Origin of the sequence: Enterobacter cloacae complex sp. IR5441, from assembly GCF_049238215.1 — a bacterium.
Lineage (GTDB): Bacteria > Pseudomonadota > Gammaproteobacteria > Enterobacterales > Enterobacteriaceae > Enterobacter > Enterobacter hormaechei_C.
On the sequence record NZ_JBMKIA010000005.1, the window covers coordinates 109769 to 135750 of the forward strand.

Consider the following 25982-nt stretch of genomic DNA (forward strand, 5'->3'; position numbering starts at 1 on the left):
TAATATCTCAGGATTGATAAGATCAGTTATAAATAACGGTGAAGGTCGATACAGAGTTAGCAGGGCCCGCAGTGACTGCCGCCTGAGTTTGAATATAACGCGCACCAAACTCCAGGTCGTTAACCTCCGTTCCGGAGGCTAAAGGATATTGCTTCGAAGGGGTATACAGAGTGACAGGCTGCCCGGAAGCATCCATTAGCTGAATAGCTACACCAGTAGCCGCATCGGTATCGGGCGTTAATGCCAGCGTGGCATTATTATCCGCATCCGGGGTACCACCGAAGTTAATCGCAGCCGAGGTTACGGTTTCCGGACAATTGGTTAACTTAATATCAAACTTCGTGAGTGTGCTGGTAGAGCCTGCGCCGGTAAATACCGTTTTAGATACTTTTCCTAACTGAACATCTAATGGATTACTTAATCCATTCACGACCTGGCAAGCAGAATCGATAATTTCTCCGGTGAAATTAATCTGCCCTTCACCGTTGGTTTCCGCAAATGCGGATGCAGCACACCCCACCGTTGTGGCGATAAACAACCCTAATGCAACCTTGTTCATAGTAAATCCCAATGTGTTTCTGGCAAAAACGTTGCCTGGACGTTTTTACCGTTGACCCTTAATAACTTTCCGATGTTTATTTAATCAAAAAAAGGGCAGGTACGAATCTTTAGTTCCAATCACAAATAATGCAAATAGTGCTTGAGTTTATTTTTTTACCTGAAAACAGCAGGTTGATAATGATCACAAAACACTATCGGGTGCGTGTTCATCGGGCTATATTGTTAACAAGATGATGCTGTCAGGAGAAATGTCGTGGATTACCGCAAAATTATCAAAGAGGTAGGGCGTGGGAAAAACCATGCTCGCGATCTGGACCAGGAAACGGCCCGTGCGTTGTACACGCATATGCTGAATGGCGACGTGCCGGATCTGGAAATGGGCGGCATTCTGATTGCGCTGCGCATCAAAGGGGAAGGTGAGGCGGAGATGCGCGGTTTTTATGAGGCCATGCAGTCGCAGACGATGCGTTTAACCCCGCCCGTCACGAAGCCGATGCCGATTGTGATCCCGACCTACAATGGCGCGCGTAAGCAGGCAAACCTCACGCCGCTGCTGGCTATTCTGTTGCAGAAACTCGGTTTCCCGGTGGTGGTGCATGGCGTGAGCGAAGATCCGACGCGCGTGCTGACAGAAACCATTCTGGAATTATTAGGCATCGAACCCACTCTCCATGCTGGCCAGGCGCAGGCAAAGCTGGAGGGGAACCAGCCGGTCTATATTCCCGTGCGCGCGCTCTGCCCGCCGCTGGAAAAGCAGCTGGACATGCGCTGGCGCATGGGGGTGCGTAACAGCGCCCACACCCTGGCGAAGCTGGCGACGCCGTTTGCCGAAGACGCCGCGCTGCGTCTTTCCAGCGTCTCCCATCCGGAGTACGTGACGCGGGTCGGTCAATTCTTTGCCGAAATCGGCGGGCGAGCGCTGCTGATGCACGGGACTGAAGGGGAGGTTTACGCCAACCCGCAGCGTTGTCCACAGCTGATGCTGATTGAGCCTGCCGGGACGCGGGTCGTGCTCGAACGTGGGGAAGAGAACAGCGATGTGATCCTGCCTGAGTCGAAAGATCCGCAAGTCACCGCGCACTGGATCGTACAGTGTCTGGCCGGAAAGGTGCCGGTTCCGCAGTCTATCAAGCTGCAAATGGCCTGCTGTCTGCTGGCGGCAGGGGAAGTGGCGTCCGTGGAAGCCGGGTTGCAGCGCGTGGCGCAGTCGTTTTAAGCAAAAAAAGCCCGTCCAGTGGCGGACGGGCAAACAAGGGTAACAACAACAGGGTCAATGAGGGTTGGAGCATCTCACCAGAGGGTAGGGTGAGGGTGGAGCATAATTCGTTCGATTACTTGTAGATAACCGCGGTACCGCTCAGTTTGTTATTACCGTTAGTGGAGGTGATGGTGTATCCACTTGCGCCGGCAGCGGCAGCTTTTTCCGCCAGTTTGGCTTCCAGACCGTCCAGCGTGGTCGCGCCTTCAGCACTCACCACCCCGATTTTGTTCAGATCCTGTGCCTGAGTAGAGGAGACTGGCTCTACGGCGAAAGCGCCGAAAGACAGAGCGGACAGGGCAACAGCGGCAACAGCATATTTGATGGTTTTCATAGGTCAATTCTCGCAGGTTATTCTGTTAAGGGGACGATGTTCCGTCGATGTGATAAGTATCACGGTTTTTAGTGGAAGATAAAATCGAAGAGAATTGACGTGGTTACTCAAAAAAATTGAATGACAAATAACTTATTGATTATTAATAAATTCAGAAGCGCAATTGACATTTCTTGGGGATGCGCTTTACAGAAGCCATCGGAAGGGCACGTTTTGCTACGCGTTTCGCTAAAAGTCGTGAGCGTAAAGTAAACGGCTGGCGCGGTTAACTTCGGTAAAGGAAAGTCAACGTAACTGGCTGTCTTTCGATCCTCTACGATTATATCCTGAATGTGCCGCATTTTTTGAATCTTTCTCCTGCTGACAGGTAATGCATAGCCGTACGCCAGGAATGGCTTTACGCCGTGCTTCAGGAATCGGATCCCCGCATTCTTCGCATTCCGTCAAACTTTCGCCGCGCGGAATTTCACCGCGAGCACGCGCGACCGCATCTTCAATGGTACTGTTGATCTGTTCGTTAACGGCGTCGTCATTCGCCCAGCCGGAAGCCATCATGTTCTCCTGATCTGTTTAAGCCATTTATCTTAATATGGGGTTAAAAAACGCACAGTCAAGGCGAAGGAAGGAAATGAGAACTGCATCTGCCTGGCAGATGCAGTGTGGGAAAAGAGGGCGTTATTTATAGATGGTCGCGGTGCCGTACATATGGTTATCGCCACCGGCGGCGTTCACCACGAAGCCTTTAGCCCCTTCCTGACGCGCTTTTTCGGCCAGCTTGTCCTGAAGGTCATCAAGGTTGCTTGCCCGGCTGACAGAGACCGTCCCGGCCGCACGTAGCTGGCTGGTGTCGTTGCTGTCGGTCAGAGGTTGAACGGACCAGGCTGAGAACGATGCGCCTGCCAGCGCACCCGCAATAATAAAGGTCAGATACTTTTTCATAATCACATCCTCAGGGGAAACAACAGGTGATTCCTCTTAAGTTTAGAAGCCTGACGCGCGTGATTTAGCGCAAAAATTTGATGATGATCTGCTTATTTTTTGAACGATAAATTCTGACAATTTGCTGACAGATCATAGACATACAGGTTGCTGATTTTCGTCGGTTTTTTGTGCAGCGCAGACAGATATTTACCCCCGCGCCGTCACAGGGTATCTTACGCGGCTGTCTAAAGGAGAATGCCATGACTTCCCAAAAGCCGGGATTGCACCCGCGTAACCGCCACCGTAGCCGCTACGACATGAAAGCCCTGTGCCTGAGCTGCCCGGAATTGCAGGATTTTATTGTTCAGACACCAGCCGGTGAACCGTCGGTAAACTTTGCCGATCCGCTGGCGGTTAAGACGCTGAACAAAGCGCTGCTGGCCCATTTTTATGGCGTTACGCACTGGGACATCCCGGATGGCTTTCTCTGCCCACCGGTGCCAGGACGTGCGGATTATGTCCATCATCTTGCCGATCTGCTGGCGGATGATAATGGCGGCGTGGTGCCGAAACAGGCCACCGTGCTTGATATCGGTACGGGCGCGAACCTGATCTACCCCCTGATAGGCGCACATGAGTACCAGTGGCGGTTTACCGGCAGCGAGATCGGCGCCGAGGCCTTTGCCAGCGCACAGGCCATTATCAACGCTAACCCAGGGTTAAGCCGGGCCGTTCGTTTGCGTCGTCAAAAGGATCCCGCTGCTATTTTCAACGGCATTATTCACAAGAACGAACAATATGATGCCACCCTGTGCAACCCGCCCTTCCACGACTCCGCCGCCTCCGCACGTGCGGGAAGTGAACGCAAGCGGCGTAACCTGGGCCAGGCTGAAGACGGCGCGCTGAACTTTGGCGGCCAGCAGCAGGAGCTGTGGTGCGAGGGCGGGGAAGTGGCATTTATTTTGCGCATGATTGCCGAGAGTAAGGGCTTCGGTCGTCAGGTGAAATGGTTTACCACGCTGGTCTCCCGCGGCGATAACCTGCCGCCGCTTTACCGCGCGCTGACCGACGTCGGCGCGGTGAAGGTAGTCAAAAAAGAGATGGCGCAGGGCCAGAAGCAGAGCCGCTTTATCGCCTGGACCTTTATGGACGATAACAAACGCCGCAAATAGCCCCCCATCGCAGGCCGGGTAAGGCGAAGCCGCCACCCGGCTCGGTTACAGCGTCGGCTCCTGCGGAGGCAGCGGCGAAGCGGGCGGCGACAATACCTGATACGTCTGCACCGGCGCTCTCACGTTCGCCAGATCGAAGTGTTTTTTCACCATGCTGTCGAGGGCGAAGCGCACCGTCCACTGCTTAAGGGGCTGGGTGGTGAACGACACGCGCAGGGTAAAGGCAGTGTTCGTCAGCCCGACGATACCCGCGAACGACGGTTCACCAATCACCAGCCCGCGAATATCCTCCATCTCCATCAGTTCGCTCACCGCATCCCGCAGCGCCTGCTTCGCCTTATCTGCATCCTCATGACGATCGACATCATAATTCGCCACCACCGAACCAATGCCGCGCACAAAGTTGGCAAAGGTGGTGATCGATGACCACGGAATAATGTGGTACGCGCCGGTATCCTGACGTACGCCGACGGAGCGAATGGACATTCGTTCCACCGTGCCGGTGAGCGGTCCTATGGTCACCAGATCCCCGGTGTTCATCCCGTTCTCAAACTGGATAAAAATGCCGGTGATAATATCCTTCACCAGCGTCTGCGAACCAAAGGAGATCGCCAGCCCAAGCGCACCGGCACCCGCCAGCAGCGGGGCGATATTCACGCCGATTTCCGACAGCACAATCATGATGGTGATGGTGCTGATGATAACCGCCAGCGCGTTGCGGCACAGAGTCAGTAGCGTGCGGGCGCGGGCGCTCGGCAGCGGCCTGCCGTGGACATCCGACACCAGACGGTTTTCGATAAGGCTTGCCAGCAGCGTCCAGCCGACGGCGGAGAAGAACAGGATCAGCGCGATACGAATAAGAATATCAACGGTCTTTTCCCCCGCGCCGTTATGCAGCCAGTTCCAGAAATCAAACAGCCCCCACGCGTTCAGCAGCAGCATAATGGCCACGCAGACCGTCAGAATACGCGCCACCTTCAGGGATACCGTCATCCAGCCATTTACCCGCTTTTGCAGTTCCGGGTAGTTACGCTGAACCTGCGGCGACAGGGTGATCGTTTTCGACAGCCAGCGGGAGAGCAGGCCAGAGACAAAGGCCGCGATGCCGATAATCGCCAGGCTTTTGAACGTCGCCCCCATCATAAATTTCAGGCTATTGCCTGGATCGAACAGGGAGAAGAAACAGAGCACAATAAAATAGGCGCTGGCCAGCCAGTGCCACACCAGTGCAAAGGCACGAATAAAGAGGCTGAAAAAGGAGAGGGAGCGATCGGCCAGGTGCAGCAGGCTGTCGGTGATCGCTTTTTTATTGTGGAAGATGAGGTACAGCGCCCAGACGGTAATGCACAGCATGATCAGCACGTTCGCCAGCGCGCCGAACTGCACGTTAACCTGGTTGGAAATAATCGGCACGGCAACCAGCAGGCCATAACCAATCAACCCGCTCAGCACGCTGAGCCGCACCGCCCAGTATTTGGCGCTCTGATCCGAAATGGCGAAGGGGCGAAGGTCCGGCACGCGCGGGCAGAAGATCAGCCGCAGGAGGGCTTTAAAGAACTCAATCAGGGCAAATGCATTGAGGAACAGTCCCTGCTGAAACGCGATGGTTTTGTTTCCGGTATTAAGTCGGTCGGCCAGCATCTGGCCGACAAACAGCGTCAGGGCCAGCAGCAGCAAATCGATGACAAACGCCCCGGTAATCATTGCCGGAAGATGCAGCCAGCTGCTTTTATGCTGGTTCTTTTTGCGCCCCCACTGGCCCATTTTCCGGTAAAGCGGCCAGACAGACAGGCGCAACAGCCAGTAAAAAATGAAGACGGCGCCGGCCAGAATGGCAAACTGGGTGGCGGCTGCGGAAAAGGTGTGAGGATTAAAAGGCTTATGTGAGGTGCCAACCAGGTTGCGATAGAGCTGGGCAAAACGCGACGACAGGGCTTCCCCGTAGCGGCGACTGATGTCGGTGACGTTTTCCAGCACCGTTTTTTCTTCTTCGGCTTCCGGCGGCGCAATAGCAGGAACCGGATCCTGAGGCGGCGTGGCGGCCACCTTCCTCAGCTGATCGATCAGCTCCTGTCGGGACGTGTCGTTCTCAAGCACGTCGGCCAGCGCGCCGTAGGCGGCTTTTTTCTTTTCAGCGTCTGGCTCTGGCGGCGCATTTTGCTGGGTGGCGGTGGCTCCGGTGGTAACGCCGGGAAGGGTTACAGCAAGTGATGGCGCGCTAAACAGGCTAAACAGTAGCAACAGGATCCACGGCACGGCGTCCTCCGACAAAAATATCGTGCAAAATGATAAGTATAGAGCGCGGGGAGCGGAGGGGAGTTTTTGGGAACAATCCGGCGTAAAAAAGCCGGGCATGCCCGGCTCTGGGTGTGGCTATCAGGAGACGTGTTGCAGGAACTCCTGGAGGCGCTGGCTTGGTGGGTTCGCAATCAGCGCCTGCGGATTCCCGTCCTCCGCGATACGGCCCTTATCAATGAAGATCAGACGGGACGCCACCTTTTCGGCAAAGCCGATTTCGTGGGTAACGATCACCATCGTCATGCCTTCTTCCGCCAGATCCTGCATAACTTTCAGCACTTCGTGACGCAGCTCCGGGTCGAGTGCCGACGTTGGCTCATCGAACAGCATCATCTTTGGCTTCACCGCCAGCGCACGGGCAATGGCCACGCGCTGCTGCTGGCCGCCGGACAGCTCGGAAGGATAGTGGTGGGCACGCTCCGCCAGACCAACCTTCGCCAGCAGATCTCTTGCCAGCGCTTCCGCTGCCGCTTTGCTGGCCCCGCGCACGCGCAGAGGACCAAACATCACGTTTTCCAGCGCCGTGAGGTGCGGGAACAGGTAGAACTGCTGGAACACCATGCCCGCTTCCTGGCGGATCAGGCGCTCGTCCACTTTCGGATCGTTAACCTTCAGACCATCGACGATCAAATCGCCGCTGGTGATCTCCTCAAGCTTGTTAATGCAGCGCAGCAGGGTGGATTTACCGGAACCGGACGGCCCGATGATCACCACCACTTCGCCCTGCCTGATGTTCAAATCGATATTGTGCAGCACCTGGGTTGGGCCAAAGTGCTTGGAAACGTTTTTAAATTCAATCACAGGATTTTCATCCTTCTTTCAAGACGACGCAGAACAAAGCTCAGGACAAGCGTGATAATCAGATAGACAATGGCGACCGCACTCCAGATTTCCAGAGCGCGGAAGTTACCCGCGATGATCTCCTGGCCCTGACGGGTCAGTTCGGCCACGCCGATAACAATAAACAGCGAGGTGTCTTTAATGCTGATGATCCACTGGTTACCCAGCGGCGGCAGCATGCGGCGCAGCGCCAGCGGCAGGATCACGTGACGAATGGTTTCGCGACGGGAAAGACCTAACGCCAGGCCGGCTTCGCTGAAGCCTTTATGAATCGACAGCACTGCACCGCGGGTAATTTCCGCAATGTAGGCGCCGGAGTTGATCATGATGGTGACAACGGCGGCGCTGAACGGGTCGATGCGCAGGTCGGTGAAGGCCATCGGCAGGGCGAAGTAGATGAACATGACCTGCACCACAATGGGGGTGCCGCGGATCACTTCGATGAAAACCAGTGCGATGTGGTTTGCAATCCAGCCGCCGTAGGTGCGGGCGAAACCGGCCACCAGACCGATAATCAACCCGCCAACCAGACCGAGGACCGAAATCCACAGGGTCATTTTAGCGCCTTCAAGCAAGAGAGGAATGGCAGGCCAGATGGCGCTCCAGTCAAACTGCATGATGTATTCCTGTATACCGTGGTGAAAAACAAAAAACGTAGGCCCGGTAAGCGGAAGCGCCACCGGGCGTTACAAACCTGAAGTCAGGTGAAATTATTTAGGCTCGGTACCGAACCATTTTTTGTAGATTTCGTTATAGGTGCCGTTCTCTTTGAGGGTTTTCAGCGCGCCGTTAACTTTGTTACGCAGGTCGTCGCTGCCTTTCGGGAACGCAATACCGTACTGCTGAGCTTCCAGGGAATCACCTACCGCTTTGAACTTGCCATTACCGGCGGTTTTGATGAAGTAAAGGATGTTAGGCGTGTCGTGCAGCACCGCGTCAGCGCGGTTGGTGCCCAGTTCCATGTAAGCGTTGTCGATGTTCGGGAACTGACGCAGGTCTTTGGTTTTGATGTTGGCTTTCGCGTAATCAACGGAGCCGGTTCCGCTCTTCACGGCGACCACTTTACCGTCGAGATCTTTCACGCTTTTCACGTCGTTGTTATCCGCTTTCACCATCACCAGCAGGCCGCTTTTGTAGTAGCCGTCAGAGAAGTCGATGGCTTTTTTACGTTCTTCGGTAATGGTGATGCCTGCCAGCGCCAGGTCAACGTTTTTGGTTTGCAGTGCCGGGATAATGCCGCTGAAATCCATTGGCTTCAGGGTGTAATCCAGTTTGAGTTCTTTTGCGACAGCGGCCCACAGATCCACGTCAAAACCAACGTATTTATCACCCTGTTTGAATTCAAACGGTACGAACGCCGTGTCAGTCGCCACAACCAGTTTGTCGGCAGCCTGCGAGGACACCGCAAACGCCAGGGTAAGTGCAGCCAGTGAAACTTTTAATACAGACTTCATAGCATTTCCTTTTATATCCACGGGGCGATCCCCTGCGAGAACCTCAGGCACAATGAAAAAATCGTGCCAATTTTACAAGCTGTTGTTTTGCAAAGGGGATGATGTCACGCATTGCACAAAAAGCGTGGCAATTTTGCCAGGTTGCACCAGAATGGAGCACCGTTTTGGTGCGCTTCGTTAAGGTCTTCTGACAGGGGGATATTTAGCGCAGAATCTGACGAAAAAACAATCTTCCGTTAACGGTAGTGTGAGGTGATTATTACATTTTATTCACTTTTGCGGCCGTTGCGGGCAAAAGTGCGCACCATAAATGTGCAAAACCCCCGCCAGGGGCGAGGGTTATTCGGACAATCCGCAGGGATTATTCGATGTTGGACTCGATGAACCACAGGAACTGATCCAGGTCGCGTGATGCGGCAGTGAAGATATCAGCGGTATCTTCATCTTTGGCTTCGCCAATCGCTTTACGAACATCGTTCGCCACAATCGCATAACGATCCGCCAGCTCTTTCAGGTGATCCTGAACGGTATGGATATCCAGCGGATAGCTTTTCAGTGGCGTTTTGCTGTTGATCACCTGTGTGGTACCCAGTGCCACGCCACCCAGCTGTACGGCGCGTTCGGCCATGGTATCCAGGTGAGTCACCAGTGCTGTGCGGAAGCCATCCAGCATTTCATGAACGGCAATAAAGTTTGCACCGCGCATATTCCAGTGGGCCTGTTTGGTGATCAGCGAAAGATCGATGAACTGGACCACCTGGCGATTCAGCAACTCGATGGTCGCTTTTTTATCGCTATCCGATACATCGTTACGGGTATAAAGCAGATTAGACGCTTTCGTTTTCACCAGTTTAGCGGTACTCATAATCTCATATCCTCTTGATGTTTGTGTCCCAGGTAATTACGGGACTAAGTATAGCACCGGATTTTTTCTCTGCGGTTTGGCTCTGCCTATCGGTTTAATAGCGAAAGGAAGGTTGTATTATCAAATATTTGAAAAGTAAGTGGTTTATTTAAATTGATACAGATCAATCTTAATTCGCTTTCCCGGAAGGCGAGCAAGTGAAATATTTTGGCAATATGAGAGAGTTTGTAAGAAATTATTTGAGCTACTGACGTGGCGTATATTCTGCATGGCGGGTTAGCCATGCAGAATTTAAGGCTTAGTTGAGGTCTATTTTTTCCACTTTAGGTTCCGGACGCATGGTCAGGGTGGAGCCCATAGACGCCGCGATAATGGAACAGAGCGCCAGCGTTTGTACCAGGGTCAGGGTTTCACCGAGGAAAATCATTCCTGAGATGGCGGCCAGCGCGGGCTCCATGCTCATGAGCGTACCAAAAATGCGTGTGGGCAGGCGCGTCAGGGCGATCATCTCCAGAGAGTAGGGCAGCGCCGTGGAGAGAATGGCAACCGCCAGCCCAACCGGCAGGATTGACCATTGCCATATTGAGTCTGTCGCTTGTGCCATTCCAATCGGGACAAAGATAACGGCGGCAATCAGCGAGCCTAAGGCGACCGTCGCGGGGCCGTGCTCTTCCCCCGCACGCTGGCCAGTGAGAATATACACCGCCCAGCATGCCCCCGCGCCCAGCGCCAGAGCTGCTCCTGTCAGATCGATTTGTGAAACGCTTTGCCCGAGCGGCAGCAGGAACCATAGCCCCAGCACGGCCAGTACGACCCAGATAAAGTCTACCGGACGACGAGAAGAGAAGAGGGCAACCGCCAGCGGGCCGGTAAATTCAAGCGCGACCGCGATCCCCAGCGGGATCGTCTGAATAGAGAGATAGAACATGTAGTTCATCCCTCCCAGCGCCAGCCCATAAAAAAGCAGTGGCAGTCGCTGCTCCTTTTTAAACCGTAGCCGCCAGGGTTTAAAAACAACCACGAGGATCAGGGTGCCTAATGCGATACGCAGCGCCGTGACGCCGGGCGCACCAACCAGCGGAAACAGCGATTTTGCCAGCGACGCGCCGCTTTGTATGGACATCATCGCGATAAGTATGACTGCCACCGGCATCCAGACCGACGATTTACGAGGTAAACCTGGCATCCTTTCTCCTGTCAATTTATGTCAAATGAGGTAAAAGTCGCAGTGTAATGGAAATAAGCTGCAACGGTTGAGCTACTGTTGAAAAAAAATCCAGGGAAAATCCGTAAAATGAGAAAACGTTGATGATTTTATCGCCTGAAAGATTAGGAATAATCTGGATGAACTAAATGGCGATGACGCGCACTATTAGCATTTACAGGTGAAAATCTGGAGTTATTTGAACGAGATAGCTGGTGCTGGAAATGTTCTGTTACAGGAAAGGTCGCATTAGACATCGTGAATGACAAAGAGTTTCACAGAATTTTTTGATATATTTAAAACTTACGGACTTACTTGAAGCACATTTGAGGTGGTTATGAAAAAAATTGCATGTCTTTCAGCACTGGCAGCTGTTCTGGCTGTTTCCGCAGGTACCGCTGTAGCGGCAACTTCTACTGTAACCGGTGGTTACGCTCAGAGCGATATGCAGGGCGTGATGAACAAAACCAACGGTTTCAACCTGAAGTACCGTTACGAGCAAGACAACAACCCGCTGGGTGTGATCGGTTCTTTCACTTACACCGAGAAAGATCGTACTGAAAATGGCTCTTACAATAAAGGTCAGTACTACGGCATCACCGCGGGTCCTGCTTACCGCCTGAATGACTGGGCAAGCATCTACGGTGTTGTAGGTGTTGGCTACGGTAAATTCCAGCAGACCGAAAACCAGGGTCTGAACCGTACTGCAAGCAACAGCGACTATGGTTTCTCCTATGGCGCAGGTATGCAGTTCAACCCAATCGAAAACGTTGCTCTGGACTTCTCCTATGAGCAGAGCCGTATCCGCAACGTTGACGTTGGCACCTGGATCGCGGGCGTAGGTTACCGCTTCTAATCACTTCGGTGAGCCAGTAAAAAATCCGCCCAATGTGGCGGATTTTTTTTGTTTGTACCCTCTCCCCGTGGGAGAGGGCCGGTGAGGGCATCAGCCCGCACGAAACGGCAGAAATTACTTACTCTTAATATCGAAAATATCCGTCCCAAGATGGTTATAGTCGACTTTCTGTAACTTAAAGTTGGTAATGTAAACTGGCGGGCCCTTCTTCCCGGAGATAAACGGGTAATCATTTTTTATCTCTTTCGCCTTAATCCCCGTCCATTGTGAGAAGAATTTCAGGAAATCGTTCGCGGAACGGCGCGCTTTGATGATGCGATGCGTTTTGTCATCACTCGACAGCACCATAAACGGTACCTGGAAGTTTTGCTGGAACTTGTCATCGTGTGCCAGATACTGCACCTGTTTACCGCGCTCCTTAAATGCCAGACCGTGGTCAGAGAAATAGACCATCGAGAAGCTGTCGCCGCTGTTGCGCAGCTGTGCGTACAGCTTGCTGAGCAGATCGTCGGTTTGCGTCATGGTGTAGAGATAACACGAGGTCTCTTTGGATTGCACAAACTCCGCATATTTTCCCCCGGTACGATCGCATGCCTGCGGGTGTGACCCCATCAGGTGCAGGACAATCAGCTGCGGCTGGGTGCGCTGAGTAGCAAAGACCTGCGCCGTCATTTTTAGCAACGCTTCATCTTTTGTGTTTTTATCGGCTTCGAAATCACCGCTTTTCAGGAACTGTACCTCGTCGGCACGCTTCGCGATGCTGGCGATGGCGGTATCATACTCGCCGATCTGTCCCTGGTTAGAGAACCACCATGTCTGAAAACCTGCCCGGTTGGCCAGGGTGACAAAATTATCCTGAAACTGCGGTTTTCCATCCACCACGCGGTTGAGCGTCAGACCGAGTGATTTCTGCGTCGAGCCGCTGGCCGCCACGTAGTCGGTAAACAGCGTACCGTTAACGGCGCTGGCAAACGGCGTGTTATCCCAGTGACCGCCAAACGCGCCGAGCGCATCGCGACGCGCGCTTTCCCCGATCACCACCACGTAAGTGTGATACTTCGGTTTCACCGCCAGCACGTTCCAGGTATCTTTCATGGTGGAAAGCTCGGCCATACGCGCCTGCTCGTCGAGCACTTCCTCGTTATTCACCACCACGTCTTTGACGAAGCGAAACACCGGATACCCGGTATCTTTAAGCTTAAACACGCCGCCCCAGGCCAGATTTTGTACCGGTGCAACAAAAAACGTCACCACGCTAAAGGCCAGGCACAGGCTTTCAATTTTACCCCATGCCTTTTTCCCGACGGGCTTACGACGAACCGCAATCACGCCGAGGGCAAAAATGAAAAGGCCAACCACGTAGTTGTACCAAGGAAAGATCGTCAGGATCTCTGTGGACTCTTCCATATTGGTGGAGTGGAGCGCCAGCAGAGTATTAAAGTTCGGCGCGCCATAGGCCTGGCCAAACGGGAAATAGGCGGCAGCAATCAGAGAACAGATCCCGATAAGCACTTTCTGCACGCGCGGTGCGCTTCGCCAGAGCAGGTGAAGAATACAGGTGAATCCGACGGCATAAAGCAGGCTAAAGGGGTAGCCAAGAGCAAAGTTAATCAACAGCGATTGCAAAAAATAGAATCCCGTCCACGGGCTTAAGGCCCGGCTGCGGGTAACAAGTGTATCAATCAGGGTTACGTTCATAGATCACTATCACGAAAACGCCATGTGCTCACCCTGGCGTCAAGGGTCAAAGCCTGCCGGACAGTGCGTGGAAAGGGAATGAGAGGTCCGCTTCAGCGAGCCGCAAATTGTGCAGGGCTGCAAGAAGATAGTGCGAGCGTGAATTAAGGTCAACAGTTGCTAAACAGATGTTTTGCGAAGGGGGCTGCAAATCCGCAAAAATAATCGGGAACAGGCCAGTTTACAACGTAAGTGTGACGGGAAAATGAAGCGGCGTACCGCGACGCCGCTTAGTGGGAAGAATTGTCGTCCTGCTGCGGTTTGGCGTTAAACATATCGCACAGCATGTTCAACAGCATCAGGCGCACTTTAAAAGGAGAGTGGGTAAACACGTTCATACACCTCTTGAATTCATTCATAAGACCTCCTGATTCATGATCCCTTCGATCCGTGAAGGGTGACTGCATTACATACAGATATAGCACAGGCTATATTGTATAGCTATGGCTAATTCGTTAATTTTTTGTGCTTGTAGAGCTATGGTTTACAATGTGCGCTCCGTTACAGGGCGCTGGAAGCGTCAACCCCATTGAGGAAGCACAATGAACCGTCGCGCAGGTAAGCCAACAACAAAAAAAACGACGCAACTGGTGAACGTTGAAGAGCATGTGGAAGGCTTCCGCCAGGTGCGTGAGGCGCACCGCCGGGAGCTGATTGATGATTATGTCGAACTGATCTCTGATCTGATCCGTGAGGTTGGAGAAGCGCGCCAGGTGGATATGGCCGCACGCCTGGGGGTGTCGCAGCCAACCGTTGCCAAAATGTTAAAACGTCTGGCGTCGGTCGGGCTGATCGAAATGTTCCCCTGGCGCGGGGTGTTTCTCACCGCTGAGGGCGAGAAGCTGGCGCAGGAGAGCCGCGAGCGACACCAGATCGTCGAGAATTTTTTACTGGTGCTGGGCGTCAGCCCGGAAATTGCCCGTCGGGATGCCGAAGGTATGGAACACCACGTCAGCGAGGAGACGCTGTTGAAGTTCCGCGAGTTTACGCTCAAATACGGTCCCTCCGCTGAATGAACATCCCCGGTTTGCAGGCCCTGAAACGCGATCGCTTTTTCCATCTTTTACTGATCACTGGCGTTGGGCTCAGCGTCTTTGTGCCCTTCACGCCGCACACCTGGCCGGCGGCCATAGACTGGCGCACCATTATTACCCTGAGCGGTTTGATGATGCTCACCAAAGGCGTGGAGCTGAGCGGCTATTTTGACGTGCTGGGGCGCAAAATGGTGCGCCGCTTCGCCACCGAGCGCAAGCTGGCCCTGTTCATGGTCTTTTCGGCGGCGCTGTTGTCGACGTTTCTCACTAATGACGTGGCGCTTTTTATCGTGGTGCCGCTTACGCTCACGCTGCGTAAGTTGTGCGAAATACCGGTTACCCGTCTGATTATCTTTGAAGCGCTGGCCGTCAATGCGGGCTCGCTGCTCACGCCGATCGGTAACCCGCAGAACATTCTGCTGTGGGGACGCTCCGGCCTGTCGTTTACCGCGTTTACCGGGCAGATGGCGCCGCTGGCGCTGGCGATCGTGGCGTCGCTGCTGGCGGTGGGCTGGTTTGCTTTCCCGAATAAATCGTTGCAGTACCACAGCGGTACAACCGGCCCCCAGTGGCAGCCGCGTCTCGTCTGGAGCTGCCTGGGGCTGTATATCGTTTTCCTTATCGCTCTGGAGTTAAACCAGGCGCTGGCGGGCGCGCTGCTGGTGGCGTGCGGCTTCCTGTTCCTCGCCCGGCGGGTGCTGGTGAGCGTTGACTGGACGCTGCTGCTGGTGTTTATGGCGATGTTTATTGACGTCCATCTCCTGATCCAGCTCCCGGTATTGCAGAACGTTCTCCATAGCGTTAGCGTTCTGTCGCAGCCGGGATTATGGCTGACGGCGATTGGTCTCTCGCAGGTGATCAGTAACGTGCCGTCCACCATTTTGCTGCTTAACTATGTTCCCCCAACGGTACTGCTGGCGTGGGCGGTCAACGTCGGCGGCTTTGGGTTGCTGCCTGGCTCGCTGGCTAACCTCATCGCCCTGCGGATGGCCAACGATCGCCGCATCTGGTGGCGCTTCCATTTATGGTCAATCCCGATGCTGCTCTGGTCAGCGGCGGTCGGTTTCGGACTATTCCTTCTCATATAGTGCGCAATTTGTCAGTTTTTCCTGGCAAATGTATAGCAACGTCCTAGCTTTAGTGAACGGCATAGTGTGATGCCGCTCACTGACAGGACCGTTGCTGAACTATGGCAGAAGATCAAAACCCACCTGCTGACGAGCAGGATCAAAACAATAACGAGCGCAAGCGCCCGGGGAAAAAACCGTTAATTATCCTTGGCATCGTGGTCATCGTGATGGTGATTGTGGCGCTGGTCTGGTGGTTTTTAACCCGTAACGAAGAGACCACCGACGACGCCTTCACCGACGGCGACGTAGTGACCATTGCCCCAAAAACGGCAGGCTACGTCACCGAACTTCGCGTGCGGGATAACCAGCGCGTGAAGAAAGGGGATGTGCTGGTGGTGATCGATCCGCGTGATACCACCGCCCAGCGCGATCAGGCCCAGGCCCAGCTTGGGCTGGCGGTTGCGCAGTTGCACCAGGCGCAGGCGCAGCTGGCGCTCTCGAAGGTGCAATATCCCGCCCAGCGCGATGAAGCCAAAGCCCAGGTACTGAAAGCTCAGGCGGATATGGCCAACGCGCAGGCGGAGTACCGCCGTCAGCGCGGCGTTGACCCGCGCGCGACCACGCAACAAAGTATCGATGCCGCGAACGCTCAACTGCGGAGTGCCCAGGCGGGTCTGGCCAGCGCGCAGGCGCAGCTGGAAGTGGCGGAGCAGGTTCAGCTGCAAATCCGCCAGCAGGAGACCAACGTCGAAGCCCGCGAACGGCAGGTCGATCAGGCCAGAGCGCAGCTGGAAACCGCCAACCTGAACCTCTCTTACACCGAAGTCCGCGCCCCGTTCGACGGTTTTGTCACCAAACGCAACGTCCAGCCCGGTACGCTGGTGCAGGCAGGTACGGCGCTGTTCTCGCTGGTTTCCCCGAACGTGTGGGTGGTGGCGAACTTCAAGGAGTCGCAGCTTGAGCGCATGAAGCCGGGCGACAAAGTGACCGTGTCCGTCGATGCCTGGCCGGATATGGAGCTGGAAGGCCATATCGACAGCATCCAGCAGGGCAGCGGCTCGCGCTTCTCCGCCTTCCCGTCGGAAAACGCCACCGGTAACTTTGTGAAGATCGTTCAGCGCGTGCCGGTGAAAATCGTCATTGATAAAGGGCTGGATCCGAACAAGCCGCTGCCTCTGGGGCTGTCGGTTGAACCGAAGGTCACCGTGGAATGACGGATCACAGCCACGATAACTGGAAGCCCGCCAGTAACCCGTGGGCGGTGGCGATTGTGGTCACCCTGGCGGTGTTTATGGAAATTCTGGACACCACCATCGTCAACGTAGCGTTGCCCCACGTCGCGGGGTCGCTCTCGGCCAGCTATGACGAATCCACCTGGGTGCTCACCAGCTACCTGGTGGCGAACGGCATCGTGCTGCCGATTTCGGCCTTTCTGAGCCGCCTGTTTGGTCGCAAGCAGTTCTTCCTGATCTGCATTGTGATGTTCACCATCTGCTCGTTCCTGTGCGGCATCGCCACCGAGCTATGGCAAATCATCCTGTTCCGCGTGATGCAGGGCTTCTTTGGCGGCGGGTTGCAGCCCACCCAGCAGTCGGTGCTACTCGACTACTTCAAGCCGGAGGACAGGGGTAAAGCCTTTGGCCTTTCATCCATTGCCATTATCGTCGCGCCAGTACTCGGCCCTACGCTGGGGGGCTGGATCACCGATAACTACTCCTGGCGCTGGGTGTTCTTTATCAATATCCCGGTAGGGATTGTGACGGTGCTGGCCATCTATCAGCTGCTGGAAGATCCGCCGTGGGAGAAAAAGTCGGAAGAGAAGCTCACCGTCGACTGGACGGGGATCGGCCTGATCGCCCTCGGTCTTGGCTGTTTGCAGGTGATGCTCGACCGGGGCGAAGATGATGACTGGTTCTATTCGAACTTTATCCGCACCTTCGCAGTACTGACGCTGGTCGGCATTATCGGCGCGATCTACTGGCTGATGTATGCCAGAAAGCCGGTGGTGGATCTGCACTGTATGAAGGACCGCAACTTTGCGATCTCCAGCCTGCTGATGGCGGGGATGGCGATGATCCTGTACGGCAGTTCGGTGGTTATTCCGCAGCTGGCGCAGCAGGATTTGGGCTATACCGCCACCTGGTCCGGGCTGGTGCTCTCGCCCGGCGCGGTGCTGATTGTGCTGACCATCCCGCTGGTGCTGAAGCTGATGCCGGTGGTGCAGACGCGCTGGATCATCGCCTTCGGCTTTACCTGCCTGGCGGTGTCGTTCTTCTGGTCCCGCACGCTGACGCCGGATATCGACTTCGAAACGCTGGTGCTGTTCCGCAGCGCGCAGTCGATAGGGCTGGGGTTCCTGTTTGTGCCGCTGACCACCATCGCCTTTATCTCGATCCCGAGGCGGCTTAACGCCGACGCGGCGGCGCTGTTTACCATGTTCCGCAACGTGGCCGGCTCGATTGGGATTTCGCTCTCGACGGCGGCGATCACCGAGCGCTCGCAGGCGCACAGCGCGCATCTGGCTTACCACGCTTCGCCGTTTAACGAGCAGTTCCAGCTGGCGATTCGCGAAAGCGCCCAGGCGATCCAGAACTTCACCACTCAGGTGGGCGATCCGACCGGCATTGCCACCGGGCGGATGTACCAGACGATGATCGAGCAGTCGCGCTTTCTGGCCTACATCGACGTCTTCACCATTCTGAGCGCGGTGGCCCTATTACTGATTCCGTTTTGTTTGTTGCTCTCGCCGGTTAAGAGCGAGGGGAGTGCAGGAGCACACTGATGATACACAGACGTTTACACCCCCTGATGATAATGATGCTGCTGGTGGGCTGCGCCGTCGGGCCGGACTACCAACAGCCTGCACCGCCCGCCACCACGCACTGGAACGATAAGGGCGACAGCGCGGTGAAATCGCAAACTTCCTCCGCGGCCACTAACCCGCGCTGGTGGAAAACCTTCGGCTCGCCGCAGCTCGACAGCCTGATTGAACGCGCCATCGCCGGGAATCTGACGCTACAGCAAACGGTATTACGCATTGCCGGCGCGCGCGAACAGATTAACCAGGCCGGCGGGGCGTTTTTCCCGTCGGTGAATGGCAATGTGCAGGCGACGCGCCAGCAGCTTGGGCTGGAAGGGGAGCTGAAATCCCACGGCGTGTATGACCAGTTGAATAATGTCGATCCTGAACTGCGGGGCGCGTTAGGCCCGCTGACGCAGCCGATAAACCTCTATCAGGGCAGCTTCGACGCCCAGTGGGAAATCGACCTGTGGGGCAAGGTGCGCCGTCAGGTAGAAGCGGCTGAGGCGCAGCAGCGGGCGGCGATCGAGCAGCGTAACGATGCGCTGGTCTCGCTGGAAGCCGAAGTGGCGCGGGCGTGGCTACAGCTGCGTGGGGCGCAGAGCATCATTGCCACGCTTAATACGCAAATTGAAAGCGCACAGCAGACGCTGGATCTGACCGAAAGCCGCCAGCGGGGCGGGCTGTCGCCGCAGATGGACGTGGAGAACGCCCGGGCGCAGCTGGGCAATCTTGAAGCGCAGCTGCCGCAGTATCAGGCGCAGGAACGCCAGGCGATGAACGGGCTGGCGATCCTGCTCGGCAAACCGCCGGGCGCGCTGGATGCCGAACTGCAATCCGTGCAGCCGATGCCCGCGCTGCCGGATATTGTGCAGACCGGTATTCCGTCGACGCTGGCCCGCCGTCGCCCGGACGTGCGCGAAGCCGAGGCGAATCTCCATGCCGCCACGGCGCAGATTGGCGTCTCGGTGGCAGAACTGTTCCCGAGCTTTACCCTCTCCGGACAGTTTGGCCTGCGCAACAGTGAATCTAACTGGCTGACCGACTGGAGCAGCCACTTCTACAGCTTTGGCCCGCAGGTTTCCATACCGATTTTCCAGGGCGGTCGGCTGGTTTCCAGCGTCAAGGTGGCGCGCGCGCAGCAGGGGGCGGCAGTGCTGGACTATCGCCAGACGGTACTGACGGCGCTCGGCGACGTTGAAAACGCGCTGGTGAGCTATCGCACCGACCAGCAGCGTGAAGCGGGCCTGGCGAAAACCATCGACGCGCTGCAAAACGCCTTTGATCTCGCCAGCGACAGCTACCGGCAGGGGATCGCCAGCTTTATTGACGTGCTGGACGCCCAGCGTCAGCTCGCTCAGGCCGAACAGCAGCGGGCGCAGGCGCAGGTGCAGAGCGCGCTTGATCTGGTGGCGCTCTACAAAGCCCTCGGCGGCGGCTGGGAGCCGTATCAGCAGGTGCGGCTGCCAGACTACAGCGTCTTTGGCGACGCCCCACGCGGATAGATTCAGAGGATTGGGCAAGAAACGGACAGGAACGCCACATTCGCGATGGCTGGGGGGCGGGTATAACTAACAGACACCCAATCGACATGCGAGGAAAGCGTTATGCGTTATCAAAAACTGGGCAATACCGGACTGTTTGTTTCTGAACTCTGCCTCGGCACCATGACCTTCGGCGGTGAAGGCGGCATGTGGGGCAAAATTGGTCAGCTTCAGCAAAGCGACGCCGAGCAGCTGGTGGGCCGCGCGCTGGACGCCGGGATCAATTTTATCGACACGGCAGATGTCTACTCGGAAGGGCGTTCAGAGGAGATCACCGGGCAGGCGCTGAAGAACCTGAAAATTCCGCGCGAAAACGTGGTCGTTGCCACCAAGGTGTTCGGTGAAACCGGCACAGCGGGGGTGAACTCGCGCGGTAGCTCGCGCTATCACATCATCAGCGGCGTGAAGGAGAGCCTGCGTCGCTTGCAGCTGGATCATATCGATCTCTATCAGCTGCACGGTTTCGACCCCGCGACCCCCATCGAGGAGACGCTTTACGCGCTGGATAATCTTGTGCAGCACGGTCACGTGCGCTATATCGGCGTCTCGAACTGGGCGGCATGGCAGATTGCCAAAGCGCTCGGCATCTCTGAGCGTCTGGGGCTGGCGCGTTTTGCCTCATTGCAGGCGTACTACACCATCGCCGGGCGCGACCTTGAGCGCGAACTGGTGCCGATGATGCAGAGCGAAGGCGTCGGGTTGATGGTATGGAGCCCGCTGGCGGGTGGTCTGCTGAGCGGAAAATACGATCGCGACGGGCAGAGCGCGGCCGGTAGTCGTCGCCTGGCGTTCGACTTCCCGCCAGTGAATAAAGATCGCGCCTTCGACTGCGTGGACGTGATGCGTACCATTGCCGAAAGTAAAGGCGTTTCCGTGGCGCAAATCGCGCTGGCGTGGCTGCTGCACCAGAAGGCGGTGACCAGCGTCATCATCGGGGCGAAACGGGTCGATCAGTTGGATGACAACATTGCCGCAACCGGCATTCAGCTGAGCGATGATGAGCTGAAACAGCTGGATGCGGTCAGCGCGCTGCCGCGCGAGTATCCTGGCTGGATGCTGGAGCGCCAGGGCGAGTACCGTCGCAATCAGTTAGCGCAACAAAAACCTTTCTTTCCCCGGTGGCGCTTGCGCTTACCGGGGCTGCGTTCCCTTGTAATGACATATTAACGTTATTTCACTACACGAAATACCAATGGGCTGTTCTCTTCTTCCGCTGTTTCAGTATGCCAGCTTTACGAACGCACAGGGCGGTACCCGGGAAGAATCACTCCGGGCCAATGCGTGCGTTTCATTAATGCGCGCATCCGTGTATTAAGGATTGCCTTAACCCTCTCCAAATGATATTAATTATCATTCTTATTATAAAAATAATGGCAGTTTAAAATATCTGGCAAGGATGTGAGCTTAACGATCGATCACTTTTACGTTAGGCATGTATTAGGGAATGGGTATGAGAATTATCAAGATCTTCTGGCCGCTCACTGCGCTCCTGGCAGGGTTGAACAGTCAGGTATCACTGGCAAAATCCTCCGATGATAACGACGAGACCCTGGTGGTGGAAGCCACCGCTGAGCAGGTACTCAAACAGCAGCCGGGCGTGTCGATTATTACCAGCGAAGATATTAAAAAGAACCCTCCGGTCAACGATCTCTCCGATATTATTCGCAAAATGCCCGGTGTCAATCTGACCGGCAACAGCGCCTCGGGTACACGTGGTAATAACCGCCAGATCGACATTCGCGGCATGGGGCCGGAGAACACCTTAATTTTAATTGATGGTGTGCCGGTGACGTCGCGCAACGCCGTGCGTTATAGCTGGCGTGGAGAGCGTGATACCCGCGGCGACACCAACTGGGTGCCACCGGAACAGGTTGAGCGTATTGAAGTGATCCGCGGCCCTGCGGCGGCACGCTACGGTTCGGGCGCAGCGGGCGGGGTGGTGAACATCATTACCAAACGCCCTACCAACGACTGGCACGGTTCGCTGTCGTTATACACCAACCAGCCGGAAAGCAGCGACGAAGGCGCTACGCGTCGCGCCAACTTCAGCCTTAGCGGGCCGCTGGCTGGCGATGCGCTGACCATGCGCCTGTACGGAAACCTGAATAAAACCGATGCCGACAGCTGGGATATTAACTCCTCGGCCGGTACGAAAAACGCGGCCGGGCATGAAGGGGTGCGCAACAAAGATATCAACGGCGTTGTCTCGTGGAAATTAAATCCGCAGCAAATTATCGATTTCGAAGCCGGATATAGCCGCCAGGGGAATATCTATGCGGGCGATACGCAAAATAGTTCTTCCAGTGCCGTCACTGAAAGCCTGGCGAAATCCGGCGAGGAGACGAACCGCCTTTACCGGCAGAATTATGGCGTTACGCACAATGGTATCTGGGACTGGGGTCAAAGCCGTTTTGGTGTCTATTACGAGAAAACCAATAACACCCGCATGAATGAAGGATTATCCGGTGGCGGTGAAGGGCGTATTTCGGCGGATGAAAAGTTCACGACCAATCGCCTGAGCTCCTGGCGAACCAGCGGCGAGCTTAATATTCCGCTGAATGCGCTGGTCGATCAAACGCTGACCGTGGGTGCGGAGTGGAGCCGCGATGAGCTCGACGATCCTTCCTCTACCAGCCTGACCGTGGATGACAGTGATATCGGCGGCATTTCTGGCTCGGCTGCGGATCGCAGCAGTAAAAACCATTCCCAAATCAGTGCGCTGTATATTGAAGATAATAATGAGCCGGTTCCCGGCACGAATATCATTCCCGGCCTGCGCTTTGATTATCTCAACGATTCCGGCGGTAACTTCAGCCCCAGCCTGAACCTCTCGCAGGAATTGGGGGATTACTTCAAAGTCAAAGCGGGGATTGCCCGAACCTTTAAAGCACCAAACCTGTATCAATCCAGCGAAGGTTATCTGCTCTACTCGAAAGGCAACGGTTGTCCAAAAGATATTACATCGGGCGGCTGCTACCTGATCGGTAATAAAGATCTCGATCCGGAAATTAGCATCAATAAAGAAATTGGGCTGGAGTTCGCCTGGGAAGATTACCATGCCAGCGTGACCTACTTCCGCAATGACTACCAGAATAAGATCGTGGCCGGGGATAATGTTATCGGGCAAACCGCTTCCGGCGCATATATTCTCCAGTGGCAGAACGGCGGGAAAGCGCTGGTGGACGGTATCGAAGCCAGCATGGCGTTCCCGCTGGTGAAAGATCGTCTGAACTGGAATACCAATGCCACCTGGATGATCACCTCGGAGCAAAAAGACACCGGTAATCCGCTGTCGATCATCCCGAAATACACCATTAATAACTCGCTTGACTGGACCATCACCCAGGCGTTCTCTGCCAGCGTCAACTGGACGTTATACGGCAGACAAAAACCGCGTACTCATTCGGAAACTCGTAGTGAAGATACTGGCGGTCTGTCAGGTAAAGAGCTGGGCGCTTATTCGCTGGTGGGGACGAACTTCAATTACGATATTAATAAAAATCTGCGTCTTAACGTTGGTGTCAGCAATATCTTAGATAAACAGATTTACCGATCTTCCGAAGGGGCGAATACCTATAACGAGCCTGGTCGGGCTTATTATGCCGGTGTAACCGCGTCATTCTGATCGTAGTGCCAGAGGCGTACTGCCCGCGTCAAGGCGGGCAGTGTTTAGCGGCTTAATGAATGACAGCCTGCTGTGTTACCTGCGTTTTCACCACTGATATCTAACAGCGCTCCGCGGAAGGAGGCGTTGAACATCGGCCCGTGTCCCAGGTTTGGGAAATCCCAAAAGGCGGCATTGACGCCTTTATCTTCCAGCGTGGCGAGGGTGGCATGAATTTTCGTCAGCACTCCGGCAGCATGTGTTTCCCGGTTATCGCCCGGTGTCGCCGAACCTTCCATTATCATCAGGCGCCTGGCGCAGTATTGCGACGGCTCAACCGCCGTGATGCGGCTCAGTAGCGCATCATGGCCTCTGCCCAACGACGGGCTGGCGCTGTAATACGTCCGGAAATAAGGGGAAGACAGCCATGCATCCAGCACGAACAGGCCGCCGTAGGAGTGCCCCCACAGGCCGCGACGCTGCCGATCGATATTCAATCCCTGTTCCACCTTTGGCGCTATACGCGTTTCCAGTAACTGGCGAAAGTCGTTGCTACCCCCACTCTTACGGCTAAAACGCCCGTTGCGGGTATCCGTTTTGCCGCTTTCTGCTGCTGGCGTATAGTCGTAGGCCCTGCCGTTGAGATCGAAGGGGAGGTTGGTCTGATACCCGACAGCCACAATCACCGGCGGTGATTTTTCTGCCAGCTGTTTGAGCAGGTCTTCGTTCAGGCGGTCCATAACTGCGTTGCCGTCGAGCATATATAAAATCGGGTAGCCCGACGCCGGTGCGGCTTTATTTGGCACGGCCGTCCATACCCGATAATGGCGGCTGCCATCGGCGGAGTCGAACGAGTTGACGCTGAAATGGTAAAACGCAGAGCCTTTATCGGCGATATTCGGCCCCAGTGGCTGCATATCCGGCTTTGCGAAAGCGTGCGCATTCCAGATAAGGGTGAGACCAGAAAGAAGAGTGACAAGCGCCTTGCGTGAGCGTGTTGGGCGATACTCGCGGGCATACATCTGATGTTTATTCCTTTTCCGCAGGTGACATTTTCTTTATTCAGGAAGCCTGTACAGTTGCCTGAAAGTGTTCGCGGGTCAAGTCAACCCTGGAGTAAACCAAGCCCGTCAATCAGTGCGCCGCGCCACCATGCGTAATCGTGACCCCCGGTATACATTGCGCAATGGCTGTCGACGCCAGCGGTAAGCAACTGCTGATGCAGCCGCTGAACGTGGGGTACCGTCGAACCTTCCAGCGATCCCACGCACAGGCGGATGCGCACGCCCTGCGGCGGGGCAGAAAGCAGATGTTCGCTCACCCATGACGTATCGGTTTCGCTGAACACGTTTGGCCGGCTGGCACCCTCTGGCGTCCACCACATCGAAGGGGAGTGGCTGAGCGCCAGCCCGAACGTTTCCGGTGCGTAACGAGCGGCCATGAGCGCGCTGACCCCGCCGAGGCTCTGTCCGGCCAGCACGGTGCGCGAACGGTCTGCCCACCGCCGCTGTGGGTGTTCGGCGCGGATCGTCGGCAACAACTGGCCGGCGATATCCTTTATCAGCTCGCTGCGCCCGCCGAGTATCGCAGTTCGCTCGTGTTCATCGATATTGTCGATGCCAAGTACAGCCACAGGCACGATGCGTCCGTTGTTTATGGCGGCGTCAATTGCCGCGCATACGCCAAGGTGATCGAACCAGGTTTCACCATCGGGCAGTACCACCAGGCCGAGGGGCTGCGAAACATCAACGTCCGGCAGATAGAGCCGAACCCGGCGCGATTCCCCGGCGAGAGTGCGCGCCGAGGTAAGCAATTGTCCGCTGGGTGACCCGCCGCGCCATTCGGACTGGGCGGGGGCTTTATCAAGCGCCAGCACCGACTCCTGTGTGCTTCCCCGAACGTTGATCCCCGGCGTTTTGTTTAGCGGATCGGCGTGCCCGACGAGGGTAGCAAAGCGGCCTCCGGACTGTGCAATCGTCTCGGCCGGGGTGCCGGGGGGGATTTCCACCAGCGAATAGGAGCCGCAGTAGCTTGCGGGTAAACGCAGTGTCAGAGTCCAGATATCCGTCGCGGGAAGGGCGGTCATCATCCCTTTCGCCACGTGCTCTTTATCCGTCACCCGATTCAGACGCAGATAAACGCCCTGTAGAGGGTGCCTGGCGCGCCACAGAAATGTCACATCACGCTCGTCTTTCGCTCCGTCGACTGGCGTCACCAGCGGTACATTTAGCGACTCAGCGTCTCGCCAGAAGTCAGAAAGGTTAGCAATGTGACCTGCTGCCAGCTGGCTGCGCAGCCTGGCGATAGCAGAGGGATGTTGTTGCATGTTCAGCATTCACTCTCTTTGAATATGAAGGGTGTCAGTATAAATAGCTAAAGCGGCTATTCCGGGAACAGCCGCTTTAGCGCGTGTTTTGTAATGTCTTACGT

Annotated in this window: 24 protein-coding genes; 10 read left to right on the forward strand and 14 right to left on the reverse strand. The window is 55.6% G+C overall.

Annotation, left to right across the window (positions count from 1 at the left end):
* Positions 1-22 precede the first annotated feature (22 nt).
* Entirely contained in the window at positions 23-559 is a 537-nt protein-coding gene (locus ACOTX5_RS08545; protein WP_017384922.1) for a fimbrial protein, read from the reverse strand.
* Between the two features lie 255 nt (positions 560-814).
* Between ACOTX5_RS08545 and ybiB the strand changes: the two genes are divergently transcribed.
* Positions 815-1777, forward strand: coding sequence for a DNA-binding protein YbiB (gene ybiB, locus ACOTX5_RS08550; RefSeq protein WP_045142370.1), 963 nt, complete (start codon positions 815-817; stop codon positions 1775-1777).
* 115 nt (positions 1778-1892) lie between these two features.
* On the opposite strand, the gene ybiJ is transcribed toward ybiB, so the two are convergent.
* The 3 genes from ybiJ to mcbA all read right to left on the reverse strand — a co-directional run bounded on the left by ybiJ (position 1893) and on the right by mcbA (position 3092).
* The gene (ybiJ, locus tag ACOTX5_RS08555) at positions 1893-2153 is read right to left on the reverse strand and encodes a DUF1471 family protein YbiJ (RefSeq protein ID WP_003858474.1); all 261 of its coding nucleotides are present in this window, start codon (positions 2151-2153) and stop codon (positions 1893-1895) included.
* Between the two features lie 285 nt (positions 2154-2438).
* Positions 2439-2705 (reverse strand): DksA/TraR family C4-type zinc finger protein, encoded by a 267-nt coding sequence (locus ACOTX5_RS08560; protein ID WP_045911439.1) that lies wholly within the window; start codon positions 2703-2705, stop codon positions 2439-2441.
* Between the two features lie 123 nt (positions 2706-2828).
* The gene (gene mcbA, locus ACOTX5_RS08565; RefSeq protein WP_003858470.1) at positions 2829-3092 is read right to left on the reverse strand and encodes a DUF1471 family periplasmic protein McbA; all 264 of its coding nucleotides are present in this window, start codon (positions 3090-3092) and stop codon (positions 2829-2831) included.
* Between the two features lie 242 nt (positions 3093-3334).
* Between mcbA and rlmF the strand changes: the two genes are divergently transcribed.
* Positions 3335-4246: a 23S rRNA (adenine(1618)-N(6))-methyltransferase RlmF gene (gene rlmF, locus ACOTX5_RS08570; RefSeq protein WP_017384919.1), complete on the forward strand. Its 912-nt coding sequence runs from the start codon at positions 3335-3337 to the stop codon at positions 4244-4246.
* A gap of 45 nt (positions 4247-4291) precedes the next feature.
* On the opposite strand, the gene ybiO is transcribed toward rlmF, so the two are convergent.
* The 6 genes from ybiO to rhtA all read right to left on the reverse strand — a co-directional run bounded on the left by ybiO (position 4292) and on the right by rhtA (position 10889).
* Positions 4292-6502, reverse strand: coding sequence for a mechanosensitive channel protein (ybiO, locus tag ACOTX5_RS08575; RefSeq protein WP_032647784.1), 2211 nt, complete (start codon positions 6500-6502; stop codon positions 4292-4294).
* A 120-nt stretch (positions 6503-6622) separates the two neighbouring features.
* Positions 6623-7345 (reverse strand): glutamine ABC transporter ATP-binding protein GlnQ, encoded by a 723-nt coding sequence (gene glnQ / locus ACOTX5_RS08580; protein ID WP_023296158.1) that lies wholly within the window; start codon positions 7343-7345, stop codon positions 6623-6625.
* On the reverse strand, positions 7342-8001 hold the full coding sequence (glnP, locus tag ACOTX5_RS08585) for a glutamine ABC transporter permease GlnP (RefSeq protein WP_045911437.1): 660 nt from the start codon (positions 7999-8001) through the stop codon (positions 7342-7344). The genes glnQ and glnP overlap by 4 nt, the downstream gene beginning before the upstream one ends.
* A 93-nt stretch (positions 8002-8094) precedes the next feature.
* A complete protein-coding gene (glnH, locus tag ACOTX5_RS08590) occupies positions 8095-8838 on the reverse strand; it encodes a glutamine ABC transporter substrate-binding protein GlnH (protein WP_003858455.1) in 744 nt (247 codons plus the stop codon).
* Between the two features lie 361 nt (positions 8839-9199).
* Positions 9200-9703 (reverse strand): DNA starvation/stationary phase protection protein Dps, encoded by a 504-nt coding sequence (gene dps / locus ACOTX5_RS08595; protein ID WP_000100801.1) that lies wholly within the window; start codon positions 9701-9703, stop codon positions 9200-9202.
* A gap of 298 nt (positions 9704-10001) precedes the next feature.
* Positions 10002-10889 (reverse strand): threonine/homoserine exporter RhtA, encoded by an 888-nt coding sequence (gene rhtA, locus ACOTX5_RS08600; protein ID WP_017384917.1) that lies wholly within the window; start codon positions 10887-10889, stop codon positions 10002-10004.
* A gap of 355 nt (positions 10890-11244) precedes the next feature.
* Between rhtA and ompX the strand changes: the two genes are divergently transcribed.
* A complete protein-coding gene (gene ompX / locus ACOTX5_RS08605) occupies positions 11245-11763 on the forward strand; it encodes an outer membrane protein OmpX (protein ID WP_003858450.1) in 519 nt (172 codons plus the stop codon).
* Positions 11764-11877: 114 nt separating this feature from the next.
* Here the strand turns inward: ompX and ACOTX5_RS08610 are convergent, their stop codons facing one another.
* Entirely contained in the window at positions 11878-13461 is a 1584-nt protein-coding gene (locus ACOTX5_RS08610; RefSeq protein WP_017384916.1) for a phosphoethanolamine transferase, read from the reverse strand.
* A 269-nt stretch (positions 13462-13730) separates the two neighbouring features.
* Entirely contained in the window at positions 13731-13859 is a 129-nt protein-coding gene (gene mntS / locus ACOTX5_RS08615; RefSeq protein WP_017384915.1) for a manganase accumulation protein MntS, read from the reverse strand.
* 183 nt (positions 13860-14042) lie between these two features.
* Between mntS and mntR the strand changes: the two genes are divergently transcribed.
* The 7 genes from mntR (at position 14043) to iroN (ending at position 23573) form a co-directional block, all read left to right on the forward strand.
* Positions 14043-14516 carry a manganese-binding transcriptional regulator MntR gene (gene mntR, locus ACOTX5_RS08620; protein ID WP_047726847.1) on the forward strand — a complete coding sequence of 158 codons (474 nt, stop codon included), beginning with the start codon at positions 14043-14045 and terminating at the stop codon, positions 14514-14516.
* A complete protein-coding gene (locus ACOTX5_RS08625; protein ID WP_032102656.1) occupies positions 14513-15622 on the forward strand; it encodes an anion transporter in 1110 nt (369 codons plus the stop codon). Before mntR ends, ACOTX5_RS08625 begins: the two co-directional genes overlap by 4 nt.
* A gap of 101 nt (positions 15623-15723) precedes the next feature.
* Complete coding sequence (locus ACOTX5_RS08630) at positions 15724-16818, forward strand: HlyD family secretion protein (protein ID WP_015571057.1); 1095 nt, start codon at positions 15724-15726, stop codon at positions 16816-16818.
* The gene (locus tag ACOTX5_RS08635) at positions 16815-18386 is read left to right on the forward strand and encodes a DHA2 family efflux MFS transporter permease subunit (RefSeq protein WP_015571056.1); all 1572 of its coding nucleotides are present in this window, start codon (positions 16815-16817) and stop codon (positions 18384-18386) included. The genes ACOTX5_RS08630 and ACOTX5_RS08635 overlap by 4 nt, the downstream gene beginning before the upstream one ends.
* Positions 18386-19909, forward strand: a complete 1524-nt coding sequence (locus ACOTX5_RS08640) for an efflux transporter outer membrane subunit (RefSeq protein ID WP_017384913.1) — start codon at positions 18386-18388, stop codon at positions 19907-19909. The genes ACOTX5_RS08635 and ACOTX5_RS08640 overlap by 1 nt, the downstream gene beginning before the upstream one ends.
* A gap of 102 nt (positions 19910-20011) precedes the next feature.
* Entirely contained in the window at positions 20012-21115 is a 1104-nt protein-coding gene (locus tag ACOTX5_RS08645; RefSeq protein WP_260471518.1) for an aldo/keto reductase, read from the forward strand.
* A 283-nt stretch (positions 21116-21398) separates the two neighbouring features.
* Complete coding sequence (gene iroN, locus ACOTX5_RS08650; RefSeq protein WP_126489763.1) at positions 21399-23573, forward strand: siderophore salmochelin receptor IroN; 2175 nt, start codon at positions 21399-21401, stop codon at positions 23571-23573.
* Between the two features lie 44 nt (positions 23574-23617).
* Here iroN and ACOTX5_RS08655 read toward each other — a convergent pair whose 3' ends face one another.
* The gene (locus tag ACOTX5_RS08655) at positions 23618-24574 is read right to left on the reverse strand and encodes an alpha/beta hydrolase (RefSeq protein ID WP_045911434.1); all 957 of its coding nucleotides are present in this window, start codon (positions 24572-24574) and stop codon (positions 23618-23620) included.
* A gap of 83 nt (positions 24575-24657) precedes the next feature.
* A complete protein-coding gene (locus ACOTX5_RS08660) occupies positions 24658-25887 on the reverse strand; it encodes an esterase family protein (RefSeq protein WP_045615134.1) in 1230 nt (409 codons plus the stop codon).
* Positions 25888-25982 lie beyond the last annotated feature (95 nt).